Genomic DNA, 12,134 nt, shown 5'->3' with positions numbered 1-12,134 from the left:
TGGTTGTTCTCGAAAATATTCATCGACTCGGGGAACATCCGGTTGGCGCAGTTCGCCGGCGACGATGCACCGCCGTTCTGCTGCAGCGAGATCTTCACATCGCTGTAATTTCCGTAAGCGTCCGTCACGCGCACCGTTACCGGGTGCGCTTTGCCGTCCGACAAATCGATCACGCCGTCGCCGCCTTCTTCCTTATAAATATCGAGCTGGTTGCCTGGCAGGGCAAACAACAACTGTACATACGGCCCGCCGCCCTTTTTCATTTTGTAATCGATGTGGGCGTTGAGGTACCGCGTTTCGTCGTACCCGATATTGTCGAGCTGGAAGCCGAGGTCTACCGCGCCGTCGCGGATGAGCATGGCTTCGTAGATACCGTTGGGGTTCGGGGAATTGCTCTGCCTGTCCAGCGCGCTGACGCCCAGGCTTACTCTGTCGGTAGGCACCTGCACCAGGGGCCGCGTGGCGGCGTATTTACCATCTTTTCCGCGGCGGACGGGCACCGTTACCGGCGTTTGTTCGAAAATGCTTTTGTTGCGGTCGTACACCACGATGCGGGAGATTTCCGGATCGCGGGTATCGGGAATATTGAAACCGAAGAGCATGCCGTTCAGGGGCTTTTCGGTTTGTGTATCGCGGATCTCGAAGTGGAGGTGCGGGCCCGCGGAACCGCCCGTGTTGCCGCTCCAGGCTACGAACTGCCCTTTGGTGACGGGGAACATATCCGGCGGGATGGTGAGATCTACCGCCCAGCTTTCCTTTTCGTATTGCTGGCGCTCGATATATTCTTCGAGCTGGGGGAAGAATTTATTGAGATGGGCGTATACCGTCGTGTAGCCGTTGGGATGGGTTATATACAGCACATTGCCGAAGCCGGTGTGCGATACGCCGATCCGGCTTACATATCCTTCGGCCGCCGCGTGAACGGGGAGGTTCTCGCGCTGCTGGGTTTTGAGGTCGAGGCCGGAATGGAAGTGATTGGGCCGCAGTTCGCCGAAATTTCCGGCGGGCTCTATGGGAACGTTCAGCGGGTTTCTGAAATAGCCTTTCGGGTAATGTTTCTCCGGCAGCGACTGCGCCTGCACGAGCTGCGGGAGCATGAGCAAGAGAGCTATCGTTCTTTTCATCGTGCAAATGTAATGGTTAAAGGATAGCCGGAAAGCGGCAATCCATGATTGACAGCGAATTAACATTTTTTTTGCCAACAACTGTGCCGTTTTCCTTAATTTCCATTTACCAAAACCAATCTTCATTTATGAGCTACCCGATACAAGAGATCCAGGGGATCGGCCCCAACTACGCAGGTAAACTGAAAGGCATCGGCATCGACACCGTGGCGAAGTTGCTGGAAGACGGCCAGCAGAAAAGCGGAAGATCGCGCATCGCTGAATCCACCGGCATTCCCGAACCACTGATACTGACCTGGGTTAACCACGCAGACCTTATGCGCCTCAACGGCGTGGGCGACCAGTTCGCCGAGCTCCTCGAGGCCGCGGGTGTGGACACCGTGAAGGAATTAAGGAACCGGAATGCGGAAAACCTGCACGCCAAGGTCTACGAACTGAACCAGCTGAAGAACCTCAGCGGCCGGGCGCCTTCGCTGGCGGAAATCCAGTCCATGATCGATCAGGCGAAAGACATGGAACCCGCTATTTCCTACTAAATTACTTTACCAAAAAACGGCAAGGGCGAGGATTATTCCCCGCCCTTGCTTATTTCAGGATTTCGGTCCCGGGCGCCCTGCCTATTACTATCCGGCGGATCTGAAAAAATAGACTAATTTAGGGACCGCAAAAAAGACGCATGTCAATCAACGTAACGGCGCTGCTAAAACAGTATGGGGAGCAAAAGGCGGTAGACGGGATCACTTTCAGCCTCCAGAAAGGCGAGATCGTCGGGTTCCTGGGGCCTAACGGCGCAGGGAAATCCACCACCATGAAGATTATCACCGGCTATCTGCCGCCTACGGGCGGCTCGGCTTCGGTGTGCGGGCATGACGTGGCCAGGGAACCGCTGGAAGTCCGCCGCCGCGTAGGCTACCTCCCCGAAGCCAATCCCCTGTACCCGGACATGTACATCCGCGAGTTCCTCGAATTCGCCGGCGGCATGCACGGACTGACAGGCAAAAAAGCAGAAGCACGGATTGATGAAATGATCCGTCGGACGGGCCTCACGCCCGAGCGCCACAAGAAGATCGGGGCGCTTTCCAAAGGTTATAAGCAACGCGTGGGCCTGGCCCAGGCGCTGCTGCACGATCCGGAAGTCCTCATCCTCGACGAGCCCACTTCAGGCCTGGACCCCAACCAGCTGGCGGACATCCGGCAGCTGATACGCGAACTGGGTGAAAACAAGACGGTGATGCTCTCCACGCACATCATGCAGGAAGTGGAGGCCCTCTGCAGCCGCGCCATCATTATCAATAAAGGCCATATCATCGCCGACGGCGCCATCAGCACCCTCCGCCAGGGCGCTTCCGGATTCATCCAGGTAGCCTTCGCCGAAGAAACGGCCGAATCCGACCTCCTGGCACTACCCGGCGTACAAAAAGTAACCGCCGCCGAAGGGAACGCCTGGCGCCTCTACACCACGGAACCCGAAACAGTACGGAAAAACCTGCTGCAATTCGCTTTGATAAATAACCGGAACATCCTTTCTTTGCAGAGCAATTCACTGTCGCTCGAAGACGTGTTCAGGGAACTGACAAACTAGTGGTAAGAATCGGTCACCTTTTCTAGCATTTAACAATAAAAATTTTACCCATGAGTATCATTTCAGAGATCCATGCCAGACAGATTTTAGACAGCCGCGGCAATCCCACGGTGGAAGTAGACGTAACCACGGAAGATGGCCACCTCGGCCGTGCCGCCGTTCCCTCCGGCGCATCTACCGGGAAACACGAAGCCGTAGAGCTGCGCGATGGCGATAAAGGCGCCTACATGGGCAAAGGTGTGCTCAAAGCGGTAAAAAACGTCAATGAAGTGATCGCTGACGAACTCATCGGCTGGGACATCTCCGACCAGGCCGGCATCGATAAACTCCTCATCGAGCTCGACGGTACCGAAAATAAAGCCAAACTGGGCGCCAACGCCACCCTCGCCGTGTCTATGGCAGTAGCCAAAGCCGCAGCAGAAGCTTACGGCCTCCCCCTCTTCCGCTACCTCGGCGGCGTAAACGGCACCACCCTGCCGCTGCCCCTCATGAATATCATCAACGGAGGCGTACACGCCGACAATAAGATCGACTTCCAGGAGTTCATGATCATCCCCGTTGGTGCAGACACCTTCTCCGACGGTCTCCGCTGGGGCGTGGAAGTGTTCCACCACCTCAAATCCGTACTGAAAAAGAAAGGGTACAGCACCAACGTAGGCGACGAAGGCGGTTTCGCTCCTGAAATCCAGTCCAACGAAGAAGCCATCGAAACCGTGCTCCAGGCCATCGAAGCCGCTGGCTACAAACCCGGCTCCCAGATCGCCATCGCGCTCGACGCCGCTTCCAGCGAAATGTACAACGAGGCAGACAACACCTACAAATTCTACAAATCTTCCCAGAAAATCATTTCCTCCGACGAAATGGTAGCCTTCTGGGCAGAGTGGTGCAAGAAATATCCCATCGTTTCCATCGAAGACGGCATGGCTGAAGACGACTGGAACGGCTGGAAAAAACAAACCCAGGCCATCGGCGCCAATGTTCAGCTCGTGGGCGACGACCTGTTCGTAACCAACGTAAAGCGCCTGAAACAAGGCATCGACCAGGATATCGCCAACTCCATCCTCATCAAGGTGAACCAGATCGGCACCATCACCGAAACCATCAACGCCGTATCCATGGCGCAGAAGGCTGGTTATACCTCCATCATGAGCCACCGTTCCGGCGAAACCGAAGACACCACCATCGCCGACCTGGCTGTGGCGCTGAACTGCGGTCAGATCAAAACCGGTTCCGCTTCCCGCACCGACCGTATGGCCAAATACAACCAGCTGCTCCGCATCGAGGAACTGCTGGACAGCAGCGCCATTTATCCGAAAAATTCCATTAAATTTGGTAAGAAATAATTTTTCTTCTTACCGCGTTTAATTAGTGGTCAAATACAAAACTCATCCGGGCACTGTCTTCAGTGCCCGGATTTTATAAGTAAACGGTGTGCATATGGAACAGAAGAAGCCGAGATTCAGAATCCCCGCATGGGCCCGGAATAAATACATCATCAGTTGTATCCTGTTCGGCGCATGGCTCCTCTTCCTCGACCGCAACAACATCCTTTACCAGTTCCAGCTCTACCGGGAAGTCAACCAGCTGGAAAACCAGAAAGACTTCTACCAGAAAGAAATCAGCCGCGACCGCCAAAGCCACCAGGAACTCTTTTCCAGCCCCGATAAACTAGAAAAGTTCGCGCGCGAACAATACATGATGAAAAAAGATGATGAAGACATCTACATCGTGCCCACTCCCCCCGACGCAAAACGTTAACCGACTGACAATCACACCCCTTTATTTGTTAAAAACTTGCTAAATTCAAAAAAATAGCCTAGTTTAACAATACTGCCGAGCCATTCTCCGTTATTTTATCGTTATCCAGAATTTTCGTGACCGGGTAATTTGTTTGAATCCATTTAACAACTAATAACCATCAAACGCATGAGTAATTCTACCCTGCCTTTTTCCGTCCTCAAGGGCGAATTAACCGATCCTGCACAAAAAACCATGCATATGCCAGAGCAAGAATTGATGCGTGAAGAGCAGCAGCTGCATCTGCAAACCAACCAGGCGCTGGATGCCATCCGGTACAGCCCGCGGCCGGCTACACTTGTCGCTATCTTCGACTACGCCCACGAATCCGGCAAAACGCGTTAGTTTTAGTATTTTGCGCGCATGACGAAAAAAGAGCGATTCCAATATGTAATCGATTATTTCGAACATCATGCGCCGGACGCCGAAACGGAACTGCTGTACGATAATCCGTATCAATTACTCGTTGCCGTGATCCTGTCCGCCCAATGTACGGACAAGCGCGTCAACATGACCACACCGGCCATCTTCAGCCAGTACCCGGATATTCCTTCCCTCAGCCACGCTACGTTCGATGAGCTTTTCCCGCTCATCCGCAGCATCAGCTATCCCAACAACAAGACCAAGCACCTCATCGGCATGGCCAATATGGTCATGGACGAATTCGATGGCGAGATCCCGTCCACCGTGCCCGAGCTCGTCAAGCTCCCCGGCGTGGGCCGCAAAACTGCGAACGTGATCACCAGCGTCATTTACCAGCAGCCCAACATGGCGGTAGACACCCACGTGTTCCGCGTGTCCGCGCGCCTGGGCCTCACCACCAACGCCAAAACCCCGCTGCAAACGGAGCAGCAACTGCTCAAATACATTCCGAAAGAAAAGGTCCACATCGCCCACCACTGGCTCATCCTGCATGGCCGGTACATCTGCATCGCCCGGAACCCGAAGTGCGGGGAGTGCGGCCTGCGGAAGGTGTGCAAATATTACCAGCAGCTGGTGAAATCTTAAAAAATCACTTTGCGGGACGAACTGTTTTTCACTATATTGGAGAAATTAAAAAAATTTAAAAATTCTCCACGTGAATACCAGCAAAGGCGCCCAACTATCCTTCATGATGTTCCTCCAGTATTTTATCTGGGGGGCCTGGTACGTTTCCATGAACTCCTACATGGCTACCAACCTGCAATCTTCCGGACAGCAAATCAGCTACGCCTACATGGCGCTGGCCATCGCCACTATGATCTCCCCCATTTTCGTGGGGATGGTAGCGGATAAGTACTTTGCCGCGCAGAAGATCATGGGCGTGCTGCACCTCGTGGGCGCAGGCACTTTGCTGCTGGCCACCACTACTACTTCCAACACCGTCTTCATCGGGATCGTGCTGTTCTACTCCCTCTTGTACATGCCCACCATTGCGCTGAGCAATTCTGTGGCGTTCACACAGATGCAGGACCCTACGAAGCAATTTCCGCTCATCCGTATGTTCGGGACCGTGGGCTGGATCCTTTCTGGTATCCTCATCAGCAATCTCGAAGTAGAAAAAACGCATTTCATATTTATCATTGCGGCCGCGGCCTCCACTATCCTGGGGATGTACAGCTTTTTACTGCCCAATACGCCGCCGCCGGCGAAGAACACTTCCATGTCCGCCTCGCAGGCGCTGGGGGCCGATGCGCTCGTCTTATTCAAAGACAGGCCTTACACCGTATTCTTCATCGCGGCGGTGCTGATCTGCATCCCGTTGAGCTTCTACTACGGGTTTGCCAATCTCTTCCTGAACGAGGCGGGGATGGAAAACGCGGCCGGGAAGATGATTTACGGGCAGATATCCGAAGGGCTCTTTATCCTGGCCATTCCCTTGCTGCTGAACCGCATCGGCGTGAAGAAAATGCTGATCCTGGGGATGGGCGCCTGGGTGATCAGATATATCCTGTTCGCCTATGGCAACAACGGCGACAATCTCTGGATGCTGTACGGAGGGATCATCCTGCATGGCATCTGTTATGATTTCTTCTTCGTGACCGGTTATCTTTATACCGAAAGGAAGGCGGGCGAGAAGATCAAATCCGCCGCGCAGGGGCTCTTCACCTTCGCCACCTACGGCCTCGGCATGGTGATCGGCACGCTCTTTTCCGGCATGGTGGCCGATTATTTCACCTCCAACGGTCAAAGGGTATGGTCCAGCATCTGGATGGTGCCGGTATATATCGCCGCGGCAGTACTGGTGTACTTTATCCTGGCTTTCCGCGACCGCAAACAATCAGACGTAAACGCATAAAAATTCAATATCACTATGGCGAAAATTGCAATGCTTGGGTCCGGGTTTATCGGACGGTTCTATGCAGATTCTTTACAGGGGCAGCGCAGCCGCGACAAGATCGTGAGCATCTACTCGCGCCGCGAAGAAAGCGCGAAGAAGTTCGCGGCAGATTACAATTGCGACCACTGGACCACGGATATGGAAGAAGCGATCAATCATCCCGACGTGGATATGGTCTGCATTTCCCTGCCCAACAACCTGCACGAAGCGGCCGTTCTGGCTTGCTGCAAGGCGAAAAAGGCCGTGATGTGCACCAAGCCCCTGGGCCGCAATGCCGAAGAAGCGCAACGCATGATGGAAGCGGTGGAAAAAGCCGGTATCTTCAACGGTTACCTGGAAGACCTGGTGTATACACCTAAATTCCTCAAAGCCCTGCAGTCCGTAAAAGCCGGCGCCCTCGGCAAAATCCTCTGGGCCAAGTCCCGGGAAACGCACCCTGGCCCGCACTCCGAATGGTTCTGGGATAAAGAACAGGCCGGCGGCGGTTGCATGCTCGACCTCGGCTGCCACTGCGTGGAGATCGCCCGCAGCTTCATCGGTAAAGACATCAAGCCCATCGAAGTCATGTGCTGGGCCGATACCCAGGTGAAGCCCATCGACGCCGAAGACCATGCCATCGGCCTGGTGAAATACGAGAACGGCGCCATCGGCCAGTTTGAAGTGAGCTGGACCTTCCGCGGCGGCCTCGACCTCCGCGATGAGGTTATGGGCTCCGAAGGCACTATCTGGCTCAACAGCTTCCTCCGTACCGGCTTCGACATGTTCACCACCGGCAAAGGAGCCGATTACGTGGCCGAAAAAGCCGAAAGCAATTCCGGCTGGCTCTTCCCCGTGGGCGACGAGCTCAATGAGCTGGGCTACAACCACATGTTCGCCGATATGTTCAACGCCGTGGAAGCCGGCAAAGCTCCGCAGGAAACGTTCTACGACGGGTACGTGGTAAACGCCATCCTCGACGCCGCCTACCGCTCCGCCGCCTCCAAGCAGTGGGAACCCGTCCAGCTGCCCGTTTGGCGCGGCCAGGAAGGCGTGCAGAAAGAAAAAGCGCTCACCAGCTACAATGAGCAGTTCTATCTCATTAAAGAGGAAATGACGCACTTCGGCACCCAGAAGCTCATCCTGAAAGACAAAAAAACCGGCCAGATCATCGAAAAAGTGCTCTGATTCAACCGGAATCATATAAAAAAGCCATCCTGATAGTACCGGGATGGCTTTTTTAATGCGCATTTGCCATGTAAAAAAAGTAAGTATCAGGGCGTCAAATCCTTTACTGTATTGGTTTTAGTACCGTTTTACATACATTCGATATAAATTAATCCCGAAGTAACCCCTCTTTAGCCCCTTAGCATGAATTCGGCAGCATATTGATAATCAGCGAAGGACGAACCTTGCTTTCCCCAGGGCGTGATTGACTTCCACTTCGGTGCATTTTCCTTTTTCGTAGTGGTAGATATTGCGCTTCCCTTCGGGGAGCTGGAGTTCGTAGTTATGGTTGCCGAGGTGGCGGAGCGTGAGCGCTTTGCCGAGGGTTTCGCTAAAAACGAGATGTACGGCCTCCGGCTCGGAGAAATAGAGGTCGCCCACGCAAAAGCGGATCCCGTCCGACGCCAGTTGTCTCGTTTCCCCCTTGTGTACCACGGTATAGCCCTTGCCGCTCTTTTTCACGGATGTGAGCGCCTCGCCACCCTTGCGCACCGCCAGCGCCTCCTGCAGCACCTGGTGGCGGTATTCCGCCGTGATATCCACCTCCATCCGCGACATCAGCTTGGACTGTACCCGGCTTTGCATGGAGATTTTCCGTCCTTCAGGGGTTTTTACCTGCCGGACGGTTACGGTACCAACGGGGTTGTTGCCGCCGAGGTAAATGTCATATATATAGACATGCGGTTCCTGGAAGGCCGTGGTCAGGAAGAAGACCGAGGCCAGCACGATTCCCGGGAGGAGGTTAAATAGGCGCATCAGGTTCATGGGCGGAAGGGTTACGCAAAACAATATACGAAAAAGGCGGTTACCGCTTTTCGCAGCAACCGCCCTTTTTATATCGGCTTACTTATTAAAGTAATTCCCGGATTTTTTCCACCAGTTCGCCTTTGGTGATGGGCACGCCCATGACTTTATTATACCCTTTGGCGGGGATGAGGAATTGTTCGCGGATAATCTTGATCAGCTGGCCGTTATTGATCTCGGGGATCAGCACGTGGTCGTAGCTGTGCAGTATTTCTTCCAGGTTGCGGGGGAAGGGGCGCAGGTAGCGGATGTGGGCGTGGGCCACTTCATGGCCTTCGGCCAGCAGTTCCAGTACCGCACTTTTGATGGCGCCGAAGGTGGAACCCCAGCCCAGGACGAGTACTTTGCCTTTTTCGGGCCCTACTTCGATATCCTGCAAGGGAATATGGTCGGCGATCTTGTCCACTTTTTCCTGGCGGATCTTCACCATCAACTGGTGGTTTTCCGGGTCGTAGCTCACGTTGCCGGTGATGTTCTGCTTTTCGAGACCGCCGATGCGGTGTTCCAGTCCGGGCGTACCAGGCACGGCCCAGGGGCGCACCAGGTTCTCGTCGCGCTGGTAAGGCAGGAAGGTTTCTTCATCTTCGGCGAGCCCTTTCTTGAATTTCACGTCGATTTTGGGCAGGTCCGCCTGCCTGGGGAAGCGCCAGGGCTCTGCGCCGTTGGCGATGTAACCGTCGCTGAGGAGGATCACCGGTGTCATGTGCTGTGCCGCGAGGCGGAAGGCTTCGAATGCCATCTGGAAGCAGTCGGACGGGGTGGCTGCGGCAACCACGGGCATGGGGCATTCGCCGTTGCGGCCGTAGTATGCTTGCAGGAGGTCGGATTGTTCCGTTTTGGTGGGCAGGCCAGTAGATGGCCCCCCGCGCTGGATATCCACGATCAGCAGGGGGATTTCCAGCATCACGGCCAGGCCCATGGCCTCACCTTTGAGGGCTACGCCGGGACCGGAAGTGGTGGTGATGCCCATATGCCCGCCGTAGGAAGCCCCGATGGCGGAGGCGATACCGGCGATCTCATCTTCCGCCTGGAAGGTGCGGATGCCGAAGTTCTTATACTTGCTCAGCTCGTGCAGGATGTCTGACGCGGGCGTGATGGGGTAAGTGCCGAGGAAAATGGGCAGGCCCGACTGCTGGCCGGCGGCTACGAGGCCGAACGACAAGGCGGTGTTGCCCGTGATGCTGCGGTAGGTGCCGGGCTCCATGCGGGCCTTTTCCACCCTGAACCGGGAGGCGAAGGCTTCGACGGTTTCCGCGAAATTGTATCCCGCATGCAGGACTTTCACGTTGCTTTCGAGGATTTCGGGCTTCTTGCTGAATTTGGCGTTCAGGAAGTTCAGCGTGCTTTCCATATCGCGGTCGTAGAGCCAGTAGAGGAAGCCGAGCACGAACATGTTCTTGGCGCGGTCTTTCTCTTTCATACCGAGGGAGCTTTCCTTGAGGGCTTCCCGGGTCATTTTGGTCACGTCCATGGTGTGAAGCTGGTAATTGACGAGGGAGCCGTCTTCCAGGGGGTTCACGCCATCGGGATAATTGGCCAGGCGGAGGTTCTTGGCGTCGAAGCCGTCGGTATTGGCGATGATGATACCGCCTTTCTTGAGGCCTTTCAGGTTGGCTTTGAGGGCCGCGGCGTTCATGGCTACGAGGACGTCGCAGGCATCACCGGGGGTGAAAATACGGTTGGAAGAGAAGTGCAACTGGAAGCCGCTCACGCCGGGAATGGTGCCCTGGGGCGCGCGGATCTCCGCGGGGAAGTCGGGGAAGGTGCTCAGGTCGTTGCCGATGAGCGCCGTATTATTGGAGAACTGCGTACCGGTCAGCTGCATACCGTCGCCGCTGTCCCCCGCAAATTTTATCACTACATCCTCTATCTGTTGAATCGTTCTATCGGACATTGATGTTTGCTTTATGATAATATATATAATGGACAAATATGTTGGACTCCGCGCCCGGTTCATCGTCGATTTCACAGGCATTCACAGAGAATGCTGCAAAATTACTGAATCAGCGTTATAAAACCGTCCTTTTCCATCGGCCAAAAGTATACAAAACTAGTAGACTTTACTCATAACTAAATGGAATGCCCCATTCCAAACCGCATACAGTTGTTTTTCCGGCAAGGTATTTGTTATTTTCTGACCCGTGAGAAAATTGACGTTAAACAATTGTATCACTTCTTCGAAACCCTTTACTGAAAAGGAAAGTGATCAACTAACGTCAACGATACTACGTAAATAAGTAGTATTTCCATTCGCCGCAAACCCAGACTGTTAAAGGATTTGTAAAGATTTGTTAAAGCGGCGAAATTTGATCGAGTGGCATGGTGTTTGCAAAAATCTCAACAACGACAAGCATTTCAACACAAAATAGTTTGCTTATCGAAAACGTTTACTTGAACCATTCTTTATTATTAAACCTTCAAAAATTGTATGCTATGAAAAGAGCAAAATTGAGTTTGTTAGCAGTTGCGGCCGTTGCATTCGGCGCATTCGCCTTCAAAGGTATCGCAGGCGGTTCCATCTCCGGTAAAGTAGTACCGGCCGACGGAGCAACAGAAGCATGGGCAGTTTCCGGCACCGACACGCTGAAAGCCCCTATCGCTGACGGCGCCTTCTCCTTCGCAGAAGCAGCAGCCGGCACTTACACCGTGATTGTTGACGCCAAGGAACCCTTTAAGGACGCTACCATCACCGACGTAAAAGTTGAGGACGGTAAAGCCACCGACCTTGGCGAAATCAAACTTGCACAATAAGTAAATAGTTGGTTTTCATAGGGGTTAATCAAGCCGGTCCGCCTGAAACAGGCGGCCGGCTTATTTTTTTTCCGTCCCTCTGGGGGTAGCCCCCCCTTCTGCCGTCATTATGTTATCCGCCCATTGCGGATTACCCCTAAAATCACACAGCACATGAAAATGACGGCAAAAAACGAATCGATCCTGGCCATCAGCGGCCTCAGCACCTGGCTCCTCCTCTGTTTGGTAGCCATCTTCGGCTTCATCCTCACCGGCTGCAGCCGAGAAAACGTTATCGGCTCAGGCCGTATGATAACCGAAGAACGGACAGTAGGCCGCTTCGATGAAGTGACCATCGACGGCTCCATGGATGTCATCATCGAGCAAGGCCCCGCCAAACCCCTCACCATCGAAGCAGAAGACAATGTGATGCGCTTCGTGGAAACCTACATCAGCGGCACCACCCTCCGCATCCGCATGCGCGACGGGCTGAATCTCAGGAAACACAAACAAATCATTGTCCATATCCAGAGCGAAGATTACCGCAGAGTGGTGTTCTCCGGCTCGGGCGAGG

At 54.1% G+C, this 12,134-nt stretch carries 13 protein-coding genes; 10 read left to right on the top strand and 3 right to left on the bottom strand.

The annotated features are described in order from the left end of the window. A partial coding sequence (locus Q0510_RS18660; RefSeq protein ID WP_298715217.1) for a M23 family metallopeptidase occupies positions 1–1,124 on the bottom strand: 1,124 nt, incomplete at its 3' end. A 128-nt stretch (positions 1,125–1,252) separates the two neighbouring features. On the opposite strand from Q0510_RS18660, the gene Q0510_RS18655 reads away from it, so the two are divergent. The 8 genes from Q0510_RS18655 (at position 1,253) to Q0510_RS18620 (ending at position 7,987) form a co-directional block, all read left to right on the top strand. Beyond that, positions 1,253–1,660 (top strand): DUF4332 domain-containing protein, encoded by a 408-nt coding sequence (locus Q0510_RS18655; RefSeq protein WP_298715214.1) that lies wholly within the window; start codon positions 1,253–1,255, stop codon positions 1,658–1,660. A 140-nt stretch (positions 1,661–1,800) separates the two neighbouring features. Then, entirely contained in the window at positions 1,801–2,706 is a 906-nt protein-coding gene (gldA, locus tag Q0510_RS18650) for a gliding motility-associated ABC transporter ATP-binding subunit GldA (RefSeq protein ID WP_298715212.1), read from the top strand. 50 nt (positions 2,707–2,756) lie between these two features. Continuing rightward, entirely contained in the window at positions 2,757–4,049 is a 1,293-nt protein-coding gene (gene eno / locus Q0510_RS18645; RefSeq protein WP_126245602.1) for a phosphopyruvate hydratase, read from the top strand. A gap of 94 nt (positions 4,050–4,143) precedes the next feature. Beyond that, the gene (locus tag Q0510_RS18640) at positions 4,144–4,464 is read left to right on the top strand and encodes a septum formation initiator family protein (RefSeq protein ID WP_298715205.1); all 321 of its coding nucleotides are present in this window, start codon (positions 4,144–4,146) and stop codon (positions 4,462–4,464) included. 240 nt (positions 4,465–4,704) lie between these two features. Further along, on the top strand, positions 4,705–4,848 hold the full coding sequence (locus Q0510_RS18635; RefSeq protein ID WP_298715203.1) for a hypothetical protein: 144 nt from the start codon (positions 4,705–4,707) through the stop codon (positions 4,846–4,848). Between the two features lie 18 nt (positions 4,849–4,866). Further along, on the top strand, positions 4,867–5,511 hold the full coding sequence (nth, locus tag Q0510_RS18630; RefSeq protein WP_298715201.1) for an endonuclease III: 645 nt from the start codon (positions 4,867–4,869) through the stop codon (positions 5,509–5,511). A 70-nt stretch (positions 5,512–5,581) separates the two neighbouring features. Further along, positions 5,582–6,781: a nucleoside permease gene (locus Q0510_RS18625; protein WP_298715199.1), complete on the top strand. Its 1,200-nt coding sequence runs from the start codon at positions 5,582–5,584 to the stop codon at positions 6,779–6,781. 15 nt (positions 6,782–6,796) lie between these two features. Continuing rightward, entirely contained in the window at positions 6,797–7,987 is a 1,191-nt protein-coding gene (locus tag Q0510_RS18620; protein ID WP_298715197.1) for a Gfo/Idh/MocA family oxidoreductase, read from the top strand. Positions 7,988–8,194: 207 nt separating this feature from the next. Here the strand turns inward: Q0510_RS18620 and Q0510_RS18615 are convergent, their stop codons facing one another. Both Q0510_RS18615 and Q0510_RS18610 read right to left on the bottom strand, forming a co-directional pair. Continuing rightward, complete coding sequence (locus Q0510_RS18615) at positions 8,195–8,791, bottom strand: DUF6134 family protein (RefSeq protein WP_298715195.1); 597 nt, start codon at positions 8,789–8,791, stop codon at positions 8,195–8,197. Between the two features lie 85 nt (positions 8,792–8,876). Continuing rightward, positions 8,877–10,724, bottom strand: a complete 1,848-nt coding sequence (locus Q0510_RS18610) for a 2-oxoacid:acceptor oxidoreductase subunit alpha (protein ID WP_298715193.1) — start codon at positions 10,722–10,724, stop codon at positions 8,877–8,879. A 539-nt stretch (positions 10,725–11,263) separates the two neighbouring features. On the opposite strand from Q0510_RS18610, the gene Q0510_RS18605 reads away from it, so the two are divergent. Both Q0510_RS18605 and Q0510_RS18600 read left to right on the top strand, forming a co-directional pair. Continuing rightward, positions 11,264–11,581, top strand: a complete 318-nt coding sequence (locus Q0510_RS18605) for a carboxypeptidase-like regulatory domain-containing protein (protein WP_298715192.1) — start codon at positions 11,264–11,266, stop codon at positions 11,579–11,581. A gap of 153 nt (positions 11,582–11,734) precedes the next feature. Continuing rightward, positions 11,735–12,134 (top strand): DUF2807 domain-containing protein (locus Q0510_RS18600; protein ID WP_298715190.1); only part of this gene is annotated, 400 nt, incomplete at its 3' end.

Source organism: uncultured Chitinophaga sp. (assembly GCF_937874145.1).
Lineage (GTDB): Bacteria > Bacteroidota > Bacteroidia > Chitinophagales > Chitinophagaceae > Chitinophaga.
Note: the sequence above shows the minus strand (reverse complement) of the source record. Positions and strands in the feature narration are given on the sequence as shown.

Bases quoted from the DNA above. Each gene is read 5' to 3' on its own strand.
- Q0510_RS18635 (WP_298715203.1), top strand. From the start codon at position 4,705: ATGCCAGAGCAAGAATTGATGCGTGAAGAGCAGCAGCTGCATCTGCAA.
- nth (WP_298715201.1), top strand. From the start codon at position 4,867: ATGACGAAAAAAGAGCGATTCCAATATGTAATCGATTATTTCGAACAT.
- Q0510_RS18640 (WP_298715205.1), top strand. From the start codon at position 4,144: ATGGAACAGAAGAAGCCGAGATTCAGAATCCCCGCATGGGCCCGGAAT.
- eno (WP_126245602.1), top strand. From the start codon at position 2,757: ATGAGTATCATTTCAGAGATCCATGCCAGACAGATTTTAGACAGCCGC.
- Q0510_RS18610 (WP_298715193.1), bottom strand. From the start codon at position 10,724: ATGTCCGATAGAACGATTCAACAGATAGAGGATGTAGTGATAAAATTT.
- Q0510_RS18620 (WP_298715197.1), top strand. From the start codon at position 6,797: ATGGCGAAAATTGCAATGCTTGGGTCCGGGTTTATCGGACGGTTCTAT.
- Q0510_RS18655 (WP_298715214.1), top strand. From the start codon at position 1,253: ATGAGCTACCCGATACAAGAGATCCAGGGGATCGGCCCCAACTACGCA.
- Q0510_RS18615 (WP_298715195.1), bottom strand. From the start codon at position 8,791: ATGAACCTGATGCGCCTATTTAACCTCCTCCCGGGAATCGTGCTGGCC.
- gldA (WP_298715212.1), top strand. From the start codon at position 1,801: ATGTCAATCAACGTAACGGCGCTGCTAAAACAGTATGGGGAGCAAAAG.
- Q0510_RS18605 (WP_298715192.1), top strand. From the start codon at position 11,264: ATGAAAAGAGCAAAATTGAGTTTGTTAGCAGTTGCGGCCGTTGCATTC.